Annotated in this window: 18 protein-coding genes; 11 read left to right on the plus strand and 7 right to left on the minus strand. The window is 71.8% G+C overall.

Features of this window, described 5'->3' with window-relative positions; translation table 11 throughout:
• The first annotated feature begins 147 nt into the window (after positions 1 to 147).
• From HPT28_RS03055 to pssA, 9 genes are all read left to right on the plus strand, one after another.
• The gene (locus HPT28_RS03055; RefSeq protein WP_219088927.1) at positions 148 to 1,932 is read left to right on the plus strand and encodes a 3-hydroxyacyl-CoA dehydrogenase family protein; all 1,785 of its coding nucleotides are present in this window, start codon (positions 148 to 150) and stop codon (positions 1,930 to 1,932) included.
• An 86-nt stretch (positions 1,933 to 2,018) separates the two neighbouring features.
• Positions 2,019 to 2,813 carry a TetR family transcriptional regulator gene (locus HPT28_RS03060; RefSeq protein ID WP_219088928.1) on the plus strand — a complete coding sequence of 265 codons (795 nt, stop codon included), beginning with the start codon at positions 2,019 to 2,021 and terminating at the stop codon, positions 2,811 to 2,813.
• Between the two features lie 554 nt (positions 2,814 to 3,367).
• Positions 3,368 to 4,708: a crotonyl-CoA carboxylase/reductase gene (gene ccrA / locus HPT28_RS03065; RefSeq protein ID WP_219088930.1), complete on the plus strand. Its 1,341-nt coding sequence runs from the start codon at positions 3,368 to 3,370 to the stop codon at positions 4,706 to 4,708.
• A 17-nt stretch (positions 4,709 to 4,725) separates the two neighbouring features.
• A complete protein-coding gene (locus tag HPT28_RS03070) occupies positions 4,726 to 6,759 on the plus strand; it encodes a protein meaA (RefSeq protein ID WP_219088932.1) in 2,034 nt (677 codons plus the stop codon).
• Positions 6,756 to 7,721, plus strand: coding sequence for a CoA ester lyase (locus HPT28_RS03075; protein WP_219088934.1), 966 nt, complete (start codon positions 6,756 to 6,758; stop codon positions 7,719 to 7,721). The genes HPT28_RS03070 and HPT28_RS03075 overlap by 4 nt, the downstream gene beginning before the upstream one ends.
• A gap of 3 nt (positions 7,722 to 7,724) precedes the next feature.
• On the plus strand, positions 7,725 to 8,246 hold the full coding sequence (locus HPT28_RS03080) for a MaoC family dehydratase (protein WP_219088936.1): 522 nt from the start codon (positions 7,725 to 7,727) through the stop codon (positions 8,244 to 8,246).
• 1 nt (position 8,247) lies between these two features.
• A complete protein-coding gene (locus tag HPT28_RS03085; protein ID WP_219088937.1) occupies positions 8,248 to 9,453 on the plus strand; it encodes an acyl-CoA dehydrogenase family protein in 1,206 nt (401 codons plus the stop codon).
• Positions 9,454 to 9,633: 180 nt separating this feature from the next.
• A complete protein-coding gene (locus HPT28_RS03090) occupies positions 9,634 to 10,281 on the plus strand; it encodes a phosphatidylserine decarboxylase (protein ID WP_219088939.1) in 648 nt (215 codons plus the stop codon).
• Positions 10,282 to 10,291: 10 nt separating this feature from the next.
• Positions 10,292 to 11,128 (plus strand): CDP-diacylglycerol--serine O-phosphatidyltransferase, encoded by an 837-nt coding sequence (gene pssA / locus HPT28_RS03095; RefSeq protein WP_219089104.1) that lies wholly within the window; start codon positions 10,292 to 10,294, stop codon positions 11,126 to 11,128.
• A 131-nt stretch (positions 11,129 to 11,259) separates the two neighbouring features.
• Here pssA and HPT28_RS03100 read toward each other — a convergent pair whose 3' ends face one another.
• Positions 11,260 to 12,396: a glycerate kinase gene (locus HPT28_RS03100; RefSeq protein ID WP_219088941.1), complete on the minus strand. Its 1,137-nt coding sequence runs from the start codon at positions 12,394 to 12,396 to the stop codon at positions 11,260 to 11,262.
• A 130-nt stretch (positions 12,397 to 12,526) separates the two neighbouring features.
• Between HPT28_RS03100 and HPT28_RS03105 the strand changes: the two genes are divergently transcribed.
• Positions 12,527 to 14,260, plus strand: a complete 1,734-nt coding sequence (locus HPT28_RS03105; protein ID WP_219088943.1) for a BCCT family transporter — start codon at positions 12,527 to 12,529, stop codon at positions 14,258 to 14,260.
• Between the two features lie 50 nt (positions 14,261 to 14,310).
• Here the strand turns inward: HPT28_RS03105 and HPT28_RS03110 are convergent, their stop codons facing one another.
• Positions 14,311 to 15,726 carry an NAD(P)/FAD-dependent oxidoreductase gene (locus HPT28_RS03110; protein ID WP_219088945.1) on the minus strand — a complete coding sequence of 472 codons (1,416 nt, stop codon included), beginning with the start codon at positions 15,724 to 15,726 and terminating at the stop codon, positions 14,311 to 14,313.
• Positions 15,727 to 15,753: 27 nt separating this feature from the next.
• Positions 15,754 to 16,581 carry an inositol monophosphatase family protein gene (locus HPT28_RS03115; protein ID WP_219088947.1) on the minus strand — a complete coding sequence of 276 codons (828 nt, stop codon included), beginning with the start codon at positions 16,579 to 16,581 and terminating at the stop codon, positions 15,754 to 15,756.
• Positions 16,582 to 16,716: 135 nt separating this feature from the next.
• Between HPT28_RS03115 and HPT28_RS03120 the strand changes: the two genes are divergently transcribed.
• A complete protein-coding gene (locus HPT28_RS03120; RefSeq protein ID WP_219088949.1) occupies positions 16,717 to 17,472 on the plus strand; it encodes a hypothetical protein in 756 nt (251 codons plus the stop codon).
• Here the strand turns inward: HPT28_RS03120 and HPT28_RS03125 are convergent.
• The 4 genes from HPT28_RS03125 to HPT28_RS03140 all read right to left on the minus strand — a co-directional run bounded on the left by HPT28_RS03125 (position 17,448) and on the right by HPT28_RS03140 (position 20,112).
• Positions 17,448 to 17,888, minus strand: coding sequence for a DUF6278 family protein (locus tag HPT28_RS03125; RefSeq protein WP_219088950.1), 441 nt, complete (start codon positions 17,886 to 17,888; stop codon positions 17,448 to 17,450). The two genes, HPT28_RS03120 and HPT28_RS03125, sit on opposite strands and share 25 nt — an antisense overlap.
• Positions 17,889 to 17,945: 57 nt before the next feature.
• Positions 17,946 to 18,740 (minus strand): exodeoxyribonuclease III, encoded by a 795-nt coding sequence (locus tag HPT28_RS03130; RefSeq protein WP_219088952.1) that lies wholly within the window; start codon positions 18,738 to 18,740, stop codon positions 17,946 to 17,948.
• A gap of 33 nt (positions 18,741 to 18,773) precedes the next feature.
• Positions 18,774 to 19,427 carry an MBL fold metallo-hydrolase gene (locus HPT28_RS03135; RefSeq protein WP_219088954.1) on the minus strand — a complete coding sequence of 218 codons (654 nt, stop codon included), beginning with the start codon at positions 19,425 to 19,427 and terminating at the stop codon, positions 18,774 to 18,776.
• 97 nt (positions 19,428 to 19,524) lie between these two features.
• On the minus strand, positions 19,525 to 20,112 hold the full coding sequence (locus HPT28_RS03140) for a DUF4383 domain-containing protein (protein ID WP_219088956.1): 588 nt from the start codon (positions 20,110 to 20,112) through the stop codon (positions 19,525 to 19,527).
• Positions 20,113 to 20,546: the final 434 nt, after the last annotated feature.

Below are 20,546 nucleotides of genomic sequence, written 5' to 3' on the forward strand. Positions count from 1 at the left end.
CCCGGGACAGGGCCGTGCCGACTCCTTCGTTCCGCCACGCCCACACCGTGCGCGCCTCTTCCGGGCGGCCCCACCGGCCCTCACCCGCGCCGGGCGTTCCGTGGCGGCCAACACCCTCCTTCTCGTCGTCACCCCTGGAGTCCCGTGATGGACCGTCCCTTCCTGAGCACAGTCGCCGTCGTCGGCCTCGGCACGATGGGCACCGGAATCGCCGAAGTCCTGGCCCGCGCGGGCCGGGAGGTCATCGGCATCGACACCAGCGACGAGGCCGCACGCCAGGCCGTGGCCACGCTGGAGGCGTCCACGGCCCGCGCCGTGGCGCGCGAGCGCATCACCGAGCAGGAGCGGCAGGACGTCCTGGCCCGCTTCCGCACGTTCACCGAACTGCGGGCCGCGGCCGAGGCCGACCTCGTCATCGAGGTCGTTCCCGAGGACTACGAGCTCAAGCACGCGGTCTTCCGAGGGCTCGACGAGGTGGTGAAGCCGTCCGCCGTCCTCGCCACCGGCACGAACGCGCTGTCCGTCACCCGCCTCGCCGCGGACTCCGCCCACCCCGAACGCGTCCTGGGTCTGCACTTCTTCAACCCCGCCCCGGCGATGAAGCTCGTCGAGGTCGTCTCCTCCGTCCTGACCTCGCCGGAGGCCGTCGACGCGGTGACCCGGCTCGCACAGGAGCTGGGCAAGGAGCCGATCAGGGTCGGCGACCGCCCCGGCTTCGTCGCCGACGGCCTGCTGTTCGGCTACCTCAACCAGGCCGCCGCCATGTACGAGTCGCAGTACGCGACCCGCGAGGACATCGACGCCGCGATGAAGCTCGGCTGCGGGCTGCCGATGGGGCCGCTGGAGCTGCTCGACCTCATCGGTGTCGACACCGCCCGCACCGTCCTGGAGGCCATGTACGCCGAGTCCCGTGACCGGCTGCACGCCCCGGCGCCCATCCTCGGCCAGCTCAGCCGGGCCGGGCTCACCGGGCGCAAGGCCGGGCGCGGCTTCTACACCTACGACGCCCCGGGCAGCGCCACGGTCGTGCCCGACGCCCTCACCCCCGACGCCGGAGCCCAGCGCGGCACCGCCCGCGCGGTGGAGAAGGTCGGCGTCGCGGGCTCGGGCACCATGGCCAGCGGCATCGCCGAGGTCTTCGCCAAGGCCGGCTACGAGGTCGTCCTGATCGCCCGCAGCCAGGAGAAGGCGGAGAAGGCCACCGCCCGCATCGCCTCCTCCCTGGACCGCTCGGTGAAGAAGGGGCGGATGAGCCAGGAGGACCGGGACGCGACCGTCGCCCGCGTCACCCCGGCCGGCACCCCGGACGCGCTGGCCGACGTGGACCTGGCCGTCGAGGCCGTCGCCGAGGACCTGGGCATCAAGCAGGAGCTGTTCGCCACCCTGGACCGCGTCTGCAAGCCCGGCGCCATCCTCGCCACCACGACCTCCTCCCTGCCCGTCGTCGCCTGCGCCCGCGCCACCAGCCGCCCGCAGGACGTCATCGGCATGCACTTCTTCAACCCGGCCCCGGCGATGAAGCTCGTCGAGGTCGTCCGCACCGTCCTGACCGACGACGACGTCCACGCCACCGTCCGCGAGGTCACCTCCCGCGTCCGCAAGCACCCCGTGGACTGCGGCGACCGCGCCGGGTTCATCGTCAACGCCCTCCTCTTCCCGTACCTGAACAACGCGGTGAAGATGCTGGAGGAGCACTACGCCTCCCTGGAGGACATCGACGCCGCGATGAAGCTCGGCGGCGGCTACCCGATGGGCCCGTTCGAGCTCCTCGACGTCGTCGGCCTCGACGTCTCACTGGCCATCGAGCAGGTCCTGCACCGCGAGTTCCGCGAGCCCGGGCTCGCCCCGGCCCCGCTCCTGGAGCACCTGGTGGCCGCCGGCTGCCTGGGCCGCAAGTCCGGCCGCGGCTTCCGCGAGTACGCCCGTCGGTGAACGTTCCGAACGGATGGGGCGGGCTGCTGGACCCTGGATCCGGCGGCCCGCCGCACCCGAACAGCGGCCCGTGTAACGTTCCCCACATGTCGCAGCCTGCCAAGACCGTTCGAACGACCACACGAAGCTCCGCTTCGTCCCAGCGCCTCAAGATGCGCCGGGAGCTGGCTGCTGCCGCGATGGAACTCTTCGCCACCAAGGGGTACGCGGAGACCACCGTCGACGAGATCGCCGCCGCGGCCGGAGTGGCCCGGCGCACCTTCTTCCGCCACTTCCGCTCCAAGGAAGAGGCGATCTTCCCGGACCACGACGACACCCTGGAGCGTGCCCGCGCCGTCCTGGACGCCGCACCGCCGCACGAGAACCCCCTCGACACGGTGTGCCGCGGCATCAAGGAGGTCATGCGCATGTACGCGGCCTCCCCCGCCGGCAGCGTGGAGCGCTACAAGCTGACCCGGGAGGTACCCGCGCTGCGGGAGCGCGAGATCGCCTCCGTGGCCCGCTACGAGCGGCTGTTCACCCGCTATCTGCTCGGCCACTTCGACGAGGCCGCGCACCACGACGGCGACGACGACCCGCTGCTGGCGGAGGTCGCCGCCTCGGCCGTCGTCACCGCGCACAACCACGTCCTGCGGCGCTGGCTGCGCTCGGGCGCGCAGGGCGATGTCGAGGCGCAGCTCGACCGGGCGTTCGCCATCGTCCGGGAGACGTTCGGCACCGGGTTCGGCGCGAGCCGGGCCACGGGCCAGCCGGCGCGCGAAGCCGAGTCCGCGGCGGCCAGCGCCACGTCCTCCGGGGACGTGCTGGTCACCGTGGCGCGGACGGATGCGCCGCTGGCGGAGATCATGCGGACGATCGAGGCCGCCCTCCGCCCGGAGTAGCCCGGGGCCCGGCGTCGGGAGCCCCGCCGAGCCCGCCGGACGCGGAGCTCACCGGCGCCCCCGGCGGCCCGTCCGGGGCCGTCTGCCTGCCTCCGCCGCCGAGTGTGCCCCGGTCCCGCCCGTCCCCGAAACCGGGGCCGCGCTCCCGACCCCAGCCCTCGCCCTGGCCGCCGACGGCCAGGGCGAGGGCATGCGGGGCGGCCCGCAACCGACGCTCCGGCTGACGGCTGCGGGGCCGCGGCAGTCCTCCGCCAGAGCGGATGCGCGGCCGGGGCTCGCGGGACCCGGGGTCGGGCCCCGGTTTCGGGGAGGGGCTCGGGGAGGGGCGGGACTGGGAGAGCCCCGCGGCGGAGCCGACAGGGGGCACCGAAAAGAAATGGCACGGGGTGTCTTGCGGGGTGGCACTGCGTGTCATACGGTGGGCGGCACACCGGCACTGTCCCCGCGGCCACACCCGATCCGCGTGCCGGAACCGCCTGCGTCACCAGGCACAACGCTGCACCGACGGCGTCCCCCTCGCGTTCTCGCACCACACGCTTCGCCGGAGGCATACCGTGACCAACCCCATCCTCGACGCGATCGTCTCGCCGGACAGCACCGCCGAAGACTTCGCCGCCCTGGAACTGCCCGAGTCCTACCGCGCGATCACCGTGCACAAGGACGAGCAGGAGATGTTCCACGGCCTCGACAGCCGGGACAAGGACCCGCGCAAGTCGCTGCACCTCGACGAGGTGCCCGTGCCGGAGCTGGGCCCCGGCGAGGCCCTCGTCGCGGTCATGGCCAGCTCGGTCAACTACAACTCGGTGTGGACCTCGATCTTCGAGCCGGTCTCCACGTTCGGCTTCCTGGAGCGCTACGGCCGTCTCTCCCCGCTGACGAAGCGCCACGACCTCCCGTACCACGTCATCGGCTCCGACCTCGCGGGCGTCGTCCTGCGCACCGGCCCGGGCGTCAACGCCTGGACCCCGGGTGACGAGGTCGTCGCGCACTGCCTGTCCGTCGAGCTGGAGTCGGCCGACGGCCACAACGACACGATGCTCGACCCGGAGCAGCGCATCTGGGGCTTCGAGACGAACTTCGGCGGCCTCGCGGAGATCGCCCTCGTCAAGTCCAACCAGCTCATGCCGAAGCCGAGCCACCTGAGCTGGGAGGAGGCCGCGGCCCCGGGCCTGGTCAACTCCACCGCCTACCGCCAGCTCGTCTCGCAGAACGGCGCCGGGATGAAGCAGGGCGACAACGTCCTGATCTGGGGCGCCAGCGGCGGTCTCGGCTCCTACGCCACCCAGTTCGCGCTGGCCGGTGGCGCCAACCCGATCTGCGTCGTCTCCAGCGAGGACAAGGCGGAGATCTGCCGCAAGATGGGCGCCGAGGCGATCATCGACCGCAAGGCCGAGGGCTACAAGTTCTGGAAGGACGAGAACACCCAGGACCCGCGCGAGTGGAAGCGCTTCGGCAAGCGCATCCGTGAGCTCACCGGCGGCGAGGACATCGACATCGTCTTCGAGCACCCCGGCCGCGAGACCTTCGGCGCGTCCGTCTACGTCACCCGCAAGGGCGGCACCATCACCACCTGTGCCTCGACCTCGGGCTACATGCACCAGTACGACAACCGCTACCTGTGGATGTCCCTCAAGCGGATCGTCGGCTCGCACTTCGCCAACTACCGCGAGGCGTGGGAGGCCAACCGGCTCATCGCCAAGGGCAAGATCCACCCGACGCTCTCCAAGACGTACTCCCTGGAGGACACCGGGCAGGCGGCCTTCGACGTCCACAAGAACCTCCACCAGGGCAAGGTCGGCGTGCTGTGCCTGGCCCCCGAGGAGGGCATGGGCGTCAGCGACCCCGAGACGCGGGCGAAGCACATCGACGCCATCAACCGCTTCCGGAACGTCTGAGAAGAGACGCCACCACCATGACTGAGCGTCAGAACACCAGCGCGCGCCCCCAGCGCGACCGCCCCTGGCTGATGCGCACCTACGCCGGGCACTCCACCGCGGAGGCGTCGAACGAGCTGTACCGGCGCAACCTCGCCAAGGGCCAGACGGGGCTCTCGGTCGCCTTCGATCTGCCGACGCAGACCGGATACGACCCGGACCACGTCCTGGCCCGCGGCGAGGTCGGCCGGGTCGGGGTGCCCGTCGCGCACGTGGGCGACATGCGGAGGCTGTTCCAGGACATCCCCCTGGAGCAGATGAACACCTCGATGACCATCAACGCCACCGCCATGTGGCTGCTGGCGCTCTACCAGGTGGTCGCGGAGGAGCAGGGCGCCGACATCGGCAGGCTCCAGGGGACGACGCAGAACGACATCGTCAAGGAGTACCTCTCGCGCGGGACGCACGTCTTCCCGCCGGGGCCCTCCCTGCGGCTGACCACCGACATGATCACCTACACGGTGGCGAACATCCCCAAGTGGAACCCGATCAACATCTGCAGCTACCACCTGCAGGAGGCCGGGGCCACGCCGGTGCAGGAGATCGCGTACGCGATGTCCACGGCGATCGCCGTCCTGGACGCCGTGCGCGACTCCGGCCAGGTGCCGCCGGAGCGGATGGGCGACGTGGTGGCCCGCATCTCCTTCTTCGTCAACGCGGGCGTGCGGTTCGTCGAGGAGATGTGCAAGATGCGGGCCTTCACCCGCATCTGGGACAAGATCACCCTTGAGCGGTACGGCATCGAGAACCCCAAGCAGCGCCGCTTCCGCTACGGGGTGCAGGTCAACTCGCTCGGGCTGACCGAGGCGCAGCCGGAGAACAACGTCCAGCGCATCGTCCTGGAGATGCTGGCCGTGACGCTGTCGAAGGACGCGCGGGCCCGTGCCGTGCAGCTTCCGGCCTGGAACGAGGCGCTGGGCCTGCCCCGGCCCTGGGACCAGCAGTGGTCGCTGCGCATCCAGCAGGTGCTCGCCCTGGAGAGCGACCTGCTGGAGTACGACGACATCTTCGCCGGCTCGCACGTGATCGAGGCCAAGGTCGACGGCCTGGTCGAGGAGTGCCTGACGGAGATCGACCGCATCCAGGACATGGGCGGTGCGATGGCCGCCGTCGAGTCCGGCTACCTCAAGTCGCAGCTCGTCTCCTCACACGCGGAGCGGCGGGCGCGGATCGAGTCGGGCGAGGAGAAGATCGTCGGTGTCAACTGCTACGAGGCCACCGAGCCGAGCCCGCTGACGGCCGACCTCGACACCGCGATCATGACCGTCGACCCGGCGAACGAGGCCCGGGTCATCGAGGCGCTGGGCGCCTGGCGGGACGGCCGGGACGAGCCGCGTGCCCAGGAGGCGCTGGCGGCGCTGAAGAAGGCCGCCGCCGGGGACGTGAACCTGATGCCGGCCACCGTCGAGTGCGCCCGCGCGGGCGTGACGACGGGTGAGTGGGCCTGGGCGCTGCGGGACGTCTTCGGCGAGTTCCGCGCGCCGACGGGCGTGAGCAGCGCCCCGGTCGCCGTCAGCGCCGAGGAGGGCTCCACGCTGGCCGAGGTGCGCCACAAGGTGGACGTGACGGCCCGGGAGCTGGGCAGCGGACGACTGCGGCTGCTGGTCGGCAAGCCGGGTCTGGACGGCCACTCCAACGGGGCCGAGCAGATCGCCGTGCGCGCCCGCGACGCCGGTTTCGAGGTCGTCTACCAGGGCATCCGACTCACGCCGGAGCAGATCGTCTCGGCGGCCGTCGCCGAGGACGTGCACTGCGTGGGCCTGTCCATCCTCTCCGGCTCGCACGCCGAGCTGGTGCCCGACGTCCTGGACCGGCTGCGCCGGGCGGGCGCGGGCGACATGCCGGTCATCGTCGGTGGCATCATCCCCTCCGCCGACGCCACCGCCCTGCGGTCCGCCGGTGTGGCGGCCGTCTTCACGCCGAAGGACTTCGGCATCACGGAGATCATCGGCCGTATCGTCGACGAGATCCGCATCGCGAACCAGCTCGACCCCCTGGAGGTCCCCGCATGAGCACCCCCGTCAACCGTCTGCGTCCGCGCCGGTCCTGCCTGGCGGTGCCGGGCAGCAACCCGCGCTTCCTGGAGAAGGCGCAGGGCCTCCCGGCTGACCAGGTGTTCCTGGACCTGGAGGACGCCTGTGCGCCGCTCGCCAAGGAGGGTGCCCGGCACAACATCGTCGACGTCCTGAACAACGGCGACTGGAGCGGCAAGACCCGCGTCGTGCGCGTCAACGACTGGAGGACGCACTGGACCTACCGGGACGTGGTGACCGTCGTCGAGGGCGCGGGCCCCAACCTCGACTGCATCATGCTGCCGAAGGTGCAGGACGCCACCCAGGTGAAGGCGCTGGACCTGCTGCTGACCCAGATCGAGAAGACGATGGGCTTCGAGGTCGGCAAGATCGGCATCGAGGCGCAGATCGAGAACGCCAAGGGTCTGGTGAACGTCGACGAGATCGCCGCCGCATCGGAGCGGCTGGAGACCATCATCTTCGGGCCCGCCGACTTCATGGCCTCGATCAACATGAAGTCGCTGGTCGTGGGCGAGCAGCCGCCGGGCTACCCGGCCGACGCCTACCACTACATCCTCATGCGGATCCTGATGGCCGCCCGCCACCACGACCTGCAGGCCATCGACGGCCCCTACCTGCAGATCAAGAACATCGACGGCTACCGCGAGGTGGCCGGGCGCTCGGCGGCGCTGGGCTTCGACGGCAAGTGGGTGCTGCACCCGGGTCAGGTCGAGGCGGCCAACGAGATCTACTCGCCCTCCCAGGAGGACTACGACCACGCCGAGCTGATCCTCGACGCCTACGAGTACTACACCTCCGAGGCGGGCGGGAAGAAGGGCTCGGCCATGCTCGGCGACGAGATGATCGACGAGGCCAGCCGCAAGATGGCGCTCGTCATCGCGGGCAAGGGCCGGGCCGCCGGCATGACCCGTACCAGCAAGTTCGAGGCACCGGAGGCGTAAGCGATGCAGTTCGGCCGTACCTACGAGGAGTTCGAGGTCGGTGCCGTCTACAAGCACTGGCCGGGAAAGACGGTCACGGAGTACGACGACCACCTGTTCTGTCTCCTGACCATGAACCACCACCCGCTGCACATGGACGTCAACTACGCCGAGAAGACGACGGACTTCGGCAAGAACGTCGTGGTGGGCAACTACGTCTACTCGCTGCTGCTCGGCATGTCGGTGCCGGACGTCTCCGGCAAGGCCATCGCCAACCTGGAGATCGAGTCGCTCAAGCACGTGGCCCCGACCTTCCACGGGGACACCATCTACGGCGAGACGACGGTCCTGGACAAGACGCCCTCGAAGTCGAAGTCCGACCGCGGCATCGTCCACGTGGAGACCAAGGGCTACAAGCAGGACGGCACGCTCGTGTGCGTCTTCCGCCGCAAGGTCATGGTGCCCACCGCCGAGTACATCGAGAAGCGGGGCGGTGAGCAGCCGGGCCGCCCGGAGCTCGTCGAGCGCGCGAAGGGCGGTCAGTGACATGGGGCGCCTCGCGCAGACCGAGGGTCTGACGGACATCCAGCAGGAGATCGTCTCCACCGTCCGCGGTTTCGTGGACAAGGAGATCATCCCGGTCGCGACCGAGCTGGAGCACAAGGACGAGTACCCCACCGAGATCGTCGAGGGTCTCAAGGAGCTGGGCGTCTTCGGGCTGATGATCCCCGAGGAGTACGGCGGCCTCGGTGAGTCGCTGCTGACCTACGCCCTGTGCGTGGAGGAGATCGCCCGCGGCTGGATGAGCGTGTCGGGCATCATCAACACGCACTTCATCGTGGCCTACATGCTCAAGCAGCACGGCACGCAGGAGCAGAAGGACTACTACCTGCCGAAGATGGCCGCCGGCGACATCCGCGGCGCCTTCTCCATGTCCGAGCCCGCGCTCGGCTCCGATGTCTCGGCCATCTCCTCCAAGGGCGTGCGGGACGGCGACGACTACGTGCTGACCGGCCAGAAGATGTGGCTGACCAACGGCGGTTCGTCCTCGCTCGTGGCGGTGCTGTGCCGCACCGACGAGGGCCACCCCGAGGGCACCGCCCCGCACAAGTCGATGACGACGTTCCTGGTGGAGAAGGAGCCCGGGTTCGGCGAGGTCAAGCCGGGGCTCACCATCCCCGGCAAGATCGACAAGATGGGTTACAAGGGCGTCGACACGACCGAACTCATCATGGACGGACTGCGGGTTCCGGCCAACCGCGTGCTGGGCGGAGAAACCGGCCGCGGTTTCTACCACATGATGGACGGCGTCGAGGTCGGCCGCGTGAACGTGGCCGCGCGCGGCTGCGGAGTGGCCCAGCGCGCCTTCGAGTTGGGCATCGACTACGCCCAGCAGCGCAGCACCTTCGGCAAACCGATCGCCCAGCACCAGGCCATCCAGTTCAAACTGGCCGAGATGGCCACGAAGGTGGAGGCCGCGCACGCCCTGATGGTCGGCGCCGCCCGCAAGAAGGACTCCGGGCAGCGCAACGACCTGGAGGCGGGCATGGCCAAGTACCTGGCCTCGGAGTACTGCAAGGAGGTCGTCGAGGACGCGTTCCGCATCCACGGCGGCTACGGCTTCTCCAAGGAGTACGAGATCGAGCGCCTCTACCGCGAGGCCCCGATGCTCCTGATCGGTGAAGGTACGGCGGAGATCCAGAAAATGATCGTCGGGCGCCGCCTCCTGGAGGAGTACCGGCTCCAGGGCTGAGTCACGTCTGGCCCCGGCTTGGGCGGTTTCCTCCGTGAGGGAGGTCACACGCCCGGGCCGGGGTTTCGCGTTTCCCCCGCAACTCCGGCTTTCCCAGTTGCCGTCACATGCCGATACCATGCGAACAACAGCCGTGGTCCACCGTATCTGCGCGGCGCCCTCCCGCTACGAAGGTCATCCATGCCCCACCGCTCACCCTCTTCTTCCCGTGGCCGTGTCCGCATCGCACGCGGAGCGTCGCCATGGCTCCTCCCGACGGTGGCCACGGCCGCCGTCAGCCTCGCCGGGGCCGGACGCTCCGGCAAGGCCCGGGCCGTGGCCGTACCGGCCACCGCGCTCGCCGCCGGCATGCTGTGGTTCTTCCGGGACCCGGAGCGGGACATCGCCCAGGGGCGGATCATCTCCCCGGCCGACGGCGTGGTGCAGAGCATCATGCCGTGGCAGGACGGCCGGACACGCGTGGCGATCTTCATGAGCCCGCTGAACGTCCACGTGAACCGCGCCCCGGTGGCCGGCACCGTGACCTCGGTCGAGCACGTCCCCGGCGGCTTCGTCCCGGCGTTCAACAAGGAGAGCGAGCACAACGAGCGGGTGGTGTGGCACTTCGACACCGAGCTCGGCGACCTGGAGATGGTGCAGATCGCCGGCACGGTGGCGCGGCGCATCGTTCCCTACGTGCCCGAGGGCACCAAGGTCGAGCAGGGTGAGCGGATCGGGCTGATCCGCTTCGGCTCGCGGGTCGACGTCTACCTGCCCGAGGGCGTCGAGGCGGCCGTCGAGGTGGGCCAGACCACGACCGCGGGGGTGACACGCCTTGACCGCGACTGACCAGGACGCCATGAGCGCCCCGGCCGGCTGGGGCCTGGACGAGGACGAGGCCGACGAGATGCCGCTGTCCACCAGGCTGTCCATCGCGGACACCCTCACGCTGGGCAACGCCACCTGCGGCTTCATGGCCGTGTACTTCACCACGACCGGCGTCCTCATCCCGCATCTGACCGGCAACGGCGACGGTGGCATGGCGCGCTCGAGCGCCGCTACAGCCGTGATGCTCATGCTGATGGCGTCGATCTTCGACCTCTTCGACGGCATCGTGGCGCGCAAGCTGCGCGCTTCGGCGATGGGCGCCGAGCTGGACAACCTCTCCGACCTGATCAGCTTCGGGCTGGCCCCGGCGTACTTCGTCCTGGTCTGGGGCATGGTCGCCAGTGACGCACACCAGCACGTGTCGGCACTCGCCGCGATCGTGGTGCTGCTGGCGGTGGTGCTGCGCCTGGCCCGGTTCTCCTGCGTCACCCTGCGTGACGGCATCTTCCAGGGCATGCCGTCCCCGTTCGGCGCCCTGACGGTGGTCTCCATCGTGCTTCTGGAGCTGCCCTTCGTGCCCACGCTCCTCGCGATCATCGGCACCGCCTGGCTCATGGTGAGCCGCGTGGAGTACCCGAAGCCGCGCGGCAAGCTGGCCGTGGGGATGCTGAGCTGGATCGTCCTCGCGATGGGCATGCTGGCCGCCTGGGCGCTGGACTCCCCCGGCGGCGAGCTGCTGCTCCAGACGGGCTGTGCGCTGCAGCTCGTCCTGGGCGCGGTCATCCCGCTGTTCGCGACCGCCCGGCGGGTGAACACCTTCCGTTACAACCGCCGCGAGGCGAGGGCGGGGCTCGGCGCCCGCCCCTGAGCCGACCGCGACGTGCAGGTGCCCGCGCCCCCTGGGGGCGCGGGCACCTGCGCGTTGTGGCCCGGGCCGCGCTCGCAGCTCCGCGCCCCGGGCGCAGACCTCCCGAACGCGGGGCCCGGGGCGGGGCTCCCCTACAGGTGCTCGGCGGCGAGCTGCTCCGCGACGCGCTCCAGCAGCGGGCCGGCGTTCGCGATACACCGCGCGGTGTCCGGCTCGATGGCGGTCAGCGGGTAGACGGCCCGGATGCCGGCCTCCCGCACCGCCGCCTCGTCGATCGCGAGCCGACCGCAGACGGCCACCACCGGCTTGCCCGCGGCCCGGGCCGCGTCCGCCACGCCCGCGGGGGCCTTGCCGTGCAGCGTCTGGGCGTCCATGGAGCCCTCACCGGTGATGACGAGGTCCGCGCGCTCCAGCGCGGGGGCGAAGCCCAGCACGTCGAGCAGGATCTCGATCCCGGGGCGGAAGGTGGCGTCCAGCCCCACCAGGGCGCCGTAGCCGATGCCGCCGGCCGCTCCGGCGCCCGGTGCCGCGGCGCACTCGGCGGCCCGCGGGCCGATGGCCGTCTCCAGCACGCCGGCGTAGTGGGCGAGGGCGGCGTCCAGGGTGGCGACGTCCTCCTCTGAGGCGCCCTTCTGCGGACCGTAGACGGCCGGAGCGCCCGTGGGCCCGGTGAGCGGGTTGTTCACATCGCTGGCGAGCACGATGTCGACGTCCTTCAGCCGGGGGTCGAGGCCGCTCAGGTCCGCCTCTGCCAGCTCGCGCAGGGGGCCGCCGCCGGGGGCCAGCGGCTCCCCGTCGGCGTCGAGGAAACGGGCGCCGAGCGCGGCGAGCATGCCGGCACCGCCGTCCGTGGTGGCGGAGCCGCCGACGCCGAACACGACCGAGGTGGCCCCGGCCTCGATCGCGGCGAGCAGCAGTTCACCGCTGCCGTAGGTGGTCGCCGTGAGCGGCGCGAAGACGCCCGCGGGCAGCAGCTGCAGCCCGGAGGCCTCGGCCATCTCCACGATCGCCGTGCCGCCGCGCAGGGCGTAGGCGGCGGTGACGGGGGTGCCGAGCGGGCCGGTGACGGTGGCCTCCCGGCGCTCGAAGCCACCGGCGACGGCCGCGGCGACGGTGCCGTCGCCGCCGTCCGCCACCGGGAGGGCCTCGACGTCCAGCCCCGGCCGGGCACGCCGCAGACCGGCCGTCACGTGCTCGGCGACCTCGACGGCCGTCAGCGATCCCTTGAACTTGTCTGCGGCGATCAGCACGCGCCCTGGTTGGCTCATGTGGGTCGTCCCTTGCTTTCGAACGGGCAGTCGCGCCAGGAACGACCCTATCGGGCACGATGCGGCGGCGGCCATCGCACACGGCGTGCCAGGCGGACAAAACGGTCCATAGCTCTGGTATTGAGACGCTATGAGCACGGACACGACGCCACCCTCGCCACCTCCGCAGGACACCCACATGGGTCCGCCGCACAAGGATCCGACCCCGGACACGAGCGTGGTGACCATCGGCGTCGTCGCGATCCTGTGCGTCGTCGTCTGGGCCTGGCTGGGCGAGGACTCCTTCTCCTCCGTGACGTCCACGTCTCTGGAGTGGGTGCTCAGGAACTTCGGCTGGCTGTTCATGATCAGCGCCAACGTGTTCCTGGCGCTGTGCGTCTACATCGCCCTGAGCCGCTACGGCCGCATCCGACTGGGCCGGGACGAGGACGAGCCGGAGTTCACGAACCTGGCGTGGATCGCCATGATGTTCAGCGCCGGAATGGGCATCGGGCTGATGTTCTACGGGGTCGGCGAACCGCTCATCCACTACTTCGACCCGCCGCCGTTCGGCGACATCCAGCCGCGCAGCGGGGAGGCCGAGCGGACGGCGCTGGAGTACTCGTACTTCCACTGGGCGCTGCACCCGTGGGCGATCTACGGCGTGACCGGGCTGGCGCTCGGCTACGCGACCTTCCGCAAGGGCCGGGGCAACCGGATCAGCTCCGTCTTCGTCCCGCTCATCGGCAAGCACCGGGCCGAGGGGCCGCTGGGCCGCGGGATCGACCTGCTCGCCGTGTTCGCCACCGTCTTCGGCACGGCGACGAGCCTGGGCCTCGGGGCTCTCCAGGTCGCCAAGGGGCTGAACATCACCACCGGCGTCGAGGACACCCGGGGCCTGGAGCTGACCGTCATCGCCGTGCTCGGCGCCGCGTTCGTGGTCTCCGCGTTCACCGGCCTGCACAAGGGCATCAAGTGGCTCAGCAGCATCAACATCGTCATGGCGGGGCTGCTGATGCTGTTCATCTTCGTCGTCGGCCCGACCGTCTACGTGCTGAACGCGATCCCGGCCGGGGTGGGCCCGTATCTGCAGGAGCTGCTCGTCACCTCCTCGCGCACCGGGGCCTTCGGCAACGAGAGCTGGCTCGGCGCCTGGACGATCTTCTACTGGGCCTGGTGGATGTCCTGGGCGCCGTTCGTCGGCACCTTCCTGGCCCGCATCTCCCACGGCCGCACGGTGCGGGAGTTCCTCGTCGGCGTTCTGCTCGTGCCCTCCGGCGCCAGCATCGCCTGGTTCTCCGTCATGGGGGGCAGTGCGCTGCGGCTGGACTCCACCGGCGAGAAGGACCTGTCCGCGCCGCTGGAGGAGGGGGTGGAGGCCTCGCTCTTCACCCTGCTGGAGGCCCTGCCGCTGGGCACCATCACCTCGGTCGTCGCGATGCTGCTCGTGATGACGTACTTCGTGACCAGCGCCGACTCCGCCTCGCTGGTCATGGGTTCGCTCACCAGCCGGGGCGCCCTGCACCCGCGGAACTGGCTCGTCGTCACCTGGGGAGTGCTCATGGCCTCCGTGGCCGCGGTGCTGCTGGTCGCCGGCGGCCTGGAGTCGCTCAAGTCGGGCACGATCCTGGTGGCCCTGCCGTTCGCCGTCGTGCTGATGGTCATGTGCTGGGCCCTGCTGCGCGAGCTGTACGCCGACCCCGGAGCAGGACCGGCACGGCACCACCCCCTGCACGGGCTGCGGGACGCCCTGCGGGCCATGGTCGGCGAGGCCGTCGGCGAGCAGACCCGGCCCCGGCACCCGCGGCTGCGCCGCGCGGCGGACCGGATCTCCGCGGACTCCGACACCGGAGAGGGGTACATCGAGCACGAGACGGAGCCCTGAGGGCCGCGTCGGCGGCCCGCCGCCCGGCGCCGTGCCTGCCGGGCTCCGGCCTACCGGGCGCGCAGACGGCGCCAGACGGCCCTGGCCGCGTTGTGGCCGGACATGCCGTGTACGCCCGGGCCCGGCCAGGTGGCCGAGGAGCACAGGAAGACGGCCGGGTGCGGTGTCGCGTAGGGCACCTTGGCGAGCCGGGGGCGCAGCAGCGTCTGAAGCCCGGTGAAAGCCCCGCAGGCGATGTCGCCGCCCACGTAGTTGGCGTTGCGGGCGGCCAGTTCGGCCGGGCCGGACACGGCACGGGCCAGCACCAGGTCGCGGAAGCCGGGGGCGAAGCGCTCGATCTGCCGCTCCATCGCCCCGGTGAGGTCGCCGTCCCAGCCGTGCGGCACATGACCGTAGACCCACAGCACGTGCTTGCCCTCCGGCGCCCGGGTCGGGTCGACGGCGGTGGGCTGGGACACGATGAGGAACGGCTCCTTTGGCGCCCGGCCCTGGACGGGCGCCCGCAGGGCAGCGCCGATGTCGCGGCGGTAGGGCCCGAGATGGACCGTCCCGGCGCGGCGGGCCTGTGGGGCCGTCCACGGCACCGGCCCGTCCAACGCGTAGTCGACCTTGAAGGCCGCGGCCCCGTAGCGGAAGTGCTCGAAGGCGCGGCCCAGCCCAGCGATGCGGGCGAGGGCGGTGGGCGAGGTGTCGAACAGGTACGCCCGCGCGGGCGGCAGCTCGTCCAGCCGCCGGACCTCGAAGTCCGTGTGCACGACGCCGCCCAGCTCGCGCAGATGGCCGGCCAGGGCGCCGGAGATGGCCTGGGAGCCGCCGCGGGCGATCGGCCAGCCGTGTTCGTGCGCGGCGAGCGCGAAGACCAGGGCGACCCCGGCCGTGGCGATGGTGCCGAGCGGCGCCATGACGTGGGCGGCGAGCCCGGAGAGCAGCGCCTTGGCCCCCTCGTCGTGGAAGCGCCGCGTCAGCCACGCGACGGGCTGGAGGCCGAGCACCCCGAAGCGGGCGAGGGTGACCGGATCGCGTGGTGGCCCGTCCCACGGGACCCGCAGGAAGTCCCCCGCCAGGCTGTCCCAGCGGCCCACGAACGGTGCCATGAGCCTCCGGTAGACACCGGCGTCCCGGGGCCCGAAGGACATCGCCGTCTCCCCCACCGACCCCGTCAGGGTGGCGGCCGTGCCGTCGGGGAAGGGGTGCGCGAGGGCGATGCCGGGGTGCAGCCACGTGAGGCCGTGCCGCGCCAGCGGCATGTCCAAAAAGGCAGGGGAGCCCGCGCCCATGGGATGTACGGCCGAGCAGGGGTCGTGCCGGAAGCCGGGGAGTGTCAGCTCTTCCGTGCGGGCACCGCCGCCCACGGCGGAGGCCGCCTCGAAGACCTCGACCGAGTGCCCCCTGCGGGCCAGTTCCACGGCGGCGGTCAGCCCGTTGGGCCCCGCCCCCACCACCACGGCGTCACGCATGGACGGCACGTCGGCTCTCCCTCACCCTCGAGGTGGTCAGTCTCCCGCGCGCGGGCCTGCCAGCAAGGAGAGGATACGCCGCAGCGTCTCCTCGTCCCGAGCCGCCGCGAACGGCAGGGCGTTGCCCCCGGCCACCGCGAAGGGCTCCCCGGCGAGGGTGGCCTGTGCGCCGCCCGCCTCCTCCACGAGCAGCAGCCCGGCGGCGTGGTCCCAGGCGTTCTCCCAGGTGAAGGCGATGGCGTCCAACCGGCCCGTGGCCACGTTCAGATACTCCAGCCCGGCCGATCCGCAGGGGCGCGCCTGGATGCCGTCGGTGCGCAGGCCGAGCAGGGAGCGCCGACGCTCCCCGTCGACGAAGTCGGGGTGGTCCGTGGCCACCCGCAGGTCGGCACCGGGCCGCGGCGAACCGGCCTCCAGCCTGTGGCCGCCGAGCGTGGCCCCGGCCCCACGCCGGGCGACGGCCAACTGGTCCCGCGCGGGCGCGTACGTCCACGAGGCCAGCAACTCACCGCGGTGGGCGAGGGCGACGAGGGTGCAGAAGCCGTCCTCTCCGCGGACGAACTGCCGGGTGCCGTCGACCGGGTCGACGATCCACACGGGGGCGTCACCGCGCAGCGCGTCCAGCGAGGCGGCGTCCGCGTGCACGCCCTCCTCGCCGACGAAAGCCGAGCCGGGCAGCAACGGCGGCAGGGCTTCGGCCAGATGGGCCTCGGCCCGCCGGTCGGCGATGGTCACCAGGTCGTGCGGGCCCGCTTTCTGGGTGATCTCGTGGTCGGCGAGCTGCCGCCAGCGCGGCATGATCTCCTCTGCGGCGGCCTTGCGGATGGCCGCCTCTACTCCGGCTGTCAGCACGTCGTCGATCATGTGCCCATACAACCACGCGGCGCGGACAGGGGCCGCTCCTGGCGGCAGCCACGGGCTCGGGACGGGACGGCGGTGGCCGCGCGGTGGGGACGCGGAGGGGTCCGGCCTCACCCGAACGGCCTAAGCTCACTCCCCATGGACGACTCCCTGCGCGACCTCGTACTGGGCCTGGCCGCCACCGGAATCGGCGCGGCGCTCGGCTGGTTCTTCCGCACCTTCCTGTGGCGCCGGACGCTGCGGCGCAGACAGCGCTTCCTCGGGCTTCCGGACAACGCCGAATGCGCACTGGTCGTCAACCGGGACGCCGGGAAGGCGGGTGCCGTGGCCCGCGCCGACGCGCTCGCCCTGCTGGAGCTGTCCTCACTGATCAAGGACTGCCGGGCGGGCGTCCAGGTGCTCCCCGCCGACGACGCGCGGCAGGGTTTCGGCGAGCGGGCGGAGTTCTGCATCGGCGGGCCCGTGTCCAACCCCCGCATGGAGGCGCACCTTTCGGTCCTGCTGCCCGGAGTGCACGTCAACACGGTGGAGTTCGGCGAGCCGGACCACGGCGTGATCACCGTCGGCGGAGAGCGGTACGGCTGGGAGAAGGGCCGCACGGCACACGTCCTGCTGGCCCGGCTGACGGCCGAGTCCGGGCAGCGGCCGGTGTTCCTGTTCTGCGGCCAGACGGCCGTCGCGAACCAGGCGGCCGCCCGGTACCTGGTCCGGCACCACCTGCGCCTGGCCCGCAAGCACGGCGCCGACGGCACGTTCTGCCTGCTGCTCAAGGTCGTCAACGACGCCGCGTACGGGCCGGACGTCGTGGAGCTGGTCGGCGACGTCACGCGCGCGGCCCGGACGCCCGCCCCCGCTCCGCAGGGCGACGCTCAGGACTCGGCCGCCTCGGCGTAGCTCTGCGACAGCTCGGGCGTCCCGGCGCTGGCCCAGTCGTGGCCGACGGCGACGACGTCGACCTCGCGCCCCGAGGCGAGCCGTACGACCGGGTGGCCGTTGGGCCACACCTGCCAGCACGCGCCGGGGACCGTGCGCACGAGCACCGTGCCCAGGTACAGCCCCGCGTCGTTGCCCAGCCAGCTCATCGTCTCCGGGTCGTCGCGCCACCGCGGCAGCAGCTGGTCGAGCGCCTCCAGTGACGCCGGGCTGTCGTCCAGCCGCACCCCGTGCTGGGCCGCCTGCCCGCGCAGCAGTTCCGCCTCGGCGAGCAGCCCCGCGATCCCCTCGGGGTCGGGTTCGGGGGAGCCGAACACCGCCACACCGCGCGCCGGACCGTGTCGCTTGCGCCAGTTGTCCAGGAAGGAGATGTTCATGGGCCAAGGGTCCCACTCGCCCGCTGTGTCACACCAGCGGCACGCGGACCGCGGGACCTACCCGGCGCCCAACTCCAGGTCCACCACGACCGGGGCGTGGTCGGAGGGGCCCTTGCCCTTGCGGGCCTCGCGGTCCACGTAGGCGTCCTTGACCGCCGCGCGGAAGGGCGCGTTGCCGTAGACGAGGTCGATCCGCATCCCCCGGTTCTTGGGGAAGCAGAGCTGGCGGTAGTCCCAGTACGTGAACGGCACGTCGTACTTGAGCGGCCGCGGGTAGACGTCGTCGAGCCCGGCCGACCGCAGGGCCGCGAGGGCGGCCCGCTCGGCCTCGGTCACGTGCGTCGCCCCCTCGAACTGGGTGATGTCCCACACGTCCTCGTCGGTGGGGGCGATGTTGAAGTCTCCCAGAATGGCGAACGGCCGCTCGCCGCCCGCCTCCTGCCCGGCGACCGCGTGGAGCGCCTCCAGCCACCGCAGCTTGTAGGCGTAGTGCGGGTGGGAGACCTCGCGGCCGTTGGGCACGTAAACGGACCACACCCGCACGCCCGCGCACACGGCGGACACGGCGCGCGGCTCCTGCTTGCCCTCGAACTCGGGCCCGCCGGCCAGCCCCGTGACCGGCTCCTCGACGCCGACCCGGGAGAGGACGGCCACGCCGTTCCACCGGCCGTCCGCGTGCACGGCCGCCTCGTAGCCGAGCTCCCGCAGCGTCTCGGCGGGGAACTGCTCGGCCGTGCACTTGAGCTCCTGCAGGCACAGCACGTCCGGCCCGGTGGCCTCCAGCCAGGCCGTGAGCCGCTCGATGCGGGGGTTGATCCCGTTGATGTTCCAGGTGGCGATGCGCGTAGCCATGGTGCCCAACCTACCGGGCGGCACCGACAGCGCTCACACGCGAGCGGACTGCCCGGGAGCCAGCCGGACGTGCTCGGTGTCGCCGATGCCGGGGCCCGCGGGGCCCAGCATGCGCCCGTACACCTGGAAGCCCGGATCCGCGAGCAGCCCGTCGTGCACGTCGTAGGCCCGGCGCGGTGCCACCTCACGCACGTAGTCGACGACCTCCGAGAGCTTGCTCCACGGCGCCTGCAGCGGCAGGAGCAGGGTCTCGACGGCACGCCCGGGGACGGTCAGTGCGTCGCCGGGGTGGAAGACGGCGCCCTCGGCCCCGTCCACGAGGAAGCCGACGTTGGTGATGCGCGGGAGATCCGGGTGGATGACGGCGTGCAGTTCCCCGTGCACTTCGACCGCGAAGCCCGCGGCCTCGAAGGCGTCCCCGTGCCCGACCGTGTGCACCCGCCCGGGGAACGCCGCCGAGAGCTGCTCCGCGACGCTGCGCAGCGTCCAGATCTCGGCGGCCGGGTTGGCCTCCAGCGCGGCGCGCAGCCGCTGTTCGTCGAAGTGGTCCGGATGCTCGTGGGTGACGAGGACGGCCTCGGCGCCCACCGCCGCGTCCGGTTCGCTGAAGCCTCCCGGGTCGATGACGAGGGTGCGGCCTTCACGTTCCAGTCGTACGGATGCGTGCCCCTGCTTCGTCAGCTTCATGGTGCCCATTGTCGTACGGGCCCCGGACGGCGTCTCCCACCCCGGCCGGCGGCGCAGCGCCCGTTCGGGGCCGCCCGGCACACGTCGTCGCACGGCGTCACCCGATCGCCCGGCGGACGTCGTCGGGCCCCTCGCCCCCGTCCGACGGCAGAGGGCGGGCCTGCTTCCGGGGAAGCGCGTGCGGTTCCGCCGCCTGGATCATGGCGGCCCGCGCCCGGACCACCTGTTCCGCGTGCCGTCGGCGCCAGTACGGGTTGTCGTGCGAGAGCTTGCTGGAGACCCGGCCGTACATGCCGAACGTCGCGATGAGCAGCCCCATGACGAAGCTGAAGATCACGTTGGTCATGCCGAAGTCGAGGACGTTGGCGGAGGTGTCCAGGATGAAGATGTGGGCGAGCCCGCTGAGGACGAAGAGTCCGCCCACCACCATGTTGAGGGTGGAGGCAAAGTTGCCGCCGACGGCGGCGCCGACGAGCAGCGCGAGCCCGACCACCGTGGAGATGACGCTGAGGGCCACGTTGGTGGTCATGCCCGCGATCGTGTCGCCCGAGGTGTCGAAGGAGCTGAGGGCGTCCGCGAAGCCGAGGCCGGCGAAGACGAGCAGGACGAGCCCGCAGAAGGCCGCACCGTAGCGGTAGACGGTCGCGAGGTGATGGTCGACGGGGAGTTCGTTTCGCAGCTTCATGACCCGCTTTCGACCGGAATGCGCTGAGCGGATGCAGCCGGACGCGGATCACCGCGCCCCCGTGGCCGCCGGGGCCCGGCCGGGACACGCGCCCCACCGTGTCCTCACGCCGGACATCCCCGGCGAGCGCTACGATCTGTGAGCAACCGTGGCACACCGCAGCCGCCGACCGCCCCGCGTGTACGCACCGCTCCGTGCACGCGGCGTGCGGCCCCCGCGGCTCGACGTGCCCGCCTCGCTCGACCCCCGGCGCGTGCCCGCCCCGCTGACGGGACCGGCACGCCCGTGGTCGCGACTGAGGAGGAACGCCCCGTGCACCGGCACCTCGGCGACCAGCTCAGCCCCCGCTCCTCCGCTCCGCCCACCACGTCGGCCGCACCCCCGCGCCGGGGCATACGAGACCGGCCGAGGCGTTCGCCGCGCCCCGGCGTCCC

The organism is Streptomyces sp. JJ38 (genome assembly GCF_019303475.1).
Lineage (GTDB): Bacteria > Actinomycetota > Actinomycetes > Streptomycetales > Streptomycetaceae > Streptomyces.

What these genes read in the sequence shown, in the direction of transcription:
- HPT28_RS03055 (WP_219088927.1), top strand. Translation starts at nt 148, where the DNA reads ATGGACCGTCCCTTCCTGAGCACAGTCGCCGTCGTCGGCCTCGGCACG.
- HPT28_RS03060 (WP_219088928.1), top strand. Translation starts at nt 2,019, where the DNA reads ATGTCGCAGCCTGCCAAGACCGTTCGAACGACCACACGAAGCTCCGCT.
- HPT28_RS03070 (WP_219088932.1), top strand. Translation starts at nt 4,726, where the DNA reads ATGACTGAGCGTCAGAACACCAGCGCGCGCCCCCAGCGCGACCGCCCC.
- HPT28_RS03075 (WP_219088934.1), top strand. Translation starts at nt 6,756, where the DNA reads ATGAGCACCCCCGTCAACCGTCTGCGTCCGCGCCGGTCCTGCCTGGCG.
- HPT28_RS03080 (WP_219088936.1), top strand. Translation starts at nt 7,725, where the DNA reads ATGCAGTTCGGCCGTACCTACGAGGAGTTCGAGGTCGGTGCCGTCTAC.
- HPT28_RS03085 (WP_219088937.1), top strand. Translation starts at nt 8,248, where the DNA reads ATGGGGCGCCTCGCGCAGACCGAGGGTCTGACGGACATCCAGCAGGAG.
- HPT28_RS03090 (WP_219088939.1), top strand. Translation starts at nt 9,634, where the DNA reads ATGCCCCACCGCTCACCCTCTTCTTCCCGTGGCCGTGTCCGCATCGCA.
- pssA (WP_219089104.1), top strand. Translation starts at nt 10,292, where the DNA reads ATGAGCGCCCCGGCCGGCTGGGGCCTGGACGAGGACGAGGCCGACGAG.
- HPT28_RS03100 (WP_219088941.1), bottom strand. Translation starts at nt 12,396, where the DNA reads ATGAGCCAACCAGGGCGCGTGCTGATCGCCGCAGACAAGTTCAAGGGA.
- HPT28_RS03105 (WP_219088943.1), top strand. Translation starts at nt 12,527, where the DNA reads ATGAGCACGGACACGACGCCACCCTCGCCACCTCCGCAGGACACCCAC.
- HPT28_RS03115 (WP_219088947.1), bottom strand. Translation starts at nt 16,581, where the DNA reads ATGATCGACGACGTGCTGACAGCCGGAGTAGAGGCGGCCATCCGCAAG.
- HPT28_RS03120 (WP_219088949.1), top strand. Translation starts at nt 16,717, where the DNA reads ATGGACGACTCCCTGCGCGACCTCGTACTGGGCCTGGCCGCCACCGGA.
- HPT28_RS03125 (WP_219088950.1), bottom strand. Translation starts at nt 17,888, where the DNA reads ATGAACATCTCCTTCCTGGACAACTGGCGCAAGCGACACGGTCCGGCG.
- HPT28_RS03130 (WP_219088952.1), bottom strand. Translation starts at nt 18,740, where the DNA reads ATGGCTACGCGCATCGCCACCTGGAACATCAACGGGATCAACCCCCGC.
- HPT28_RS03135 (WP_219088954.1), bottom strand. Translation starts at nt 19,427, where the DNA reads ATGAAGCTGACGAAGCAGGGGCACGCATCCGTACGACTGGAACGTGAA.
- HPT28_RS03140 (WP_219088956.1), bottom strand. Translation starts at nt 20,112, where the DNA reads ATGAAGCTGCGAAACGAACTCCCCGTCGACCATCACCTCGCGACCGTC.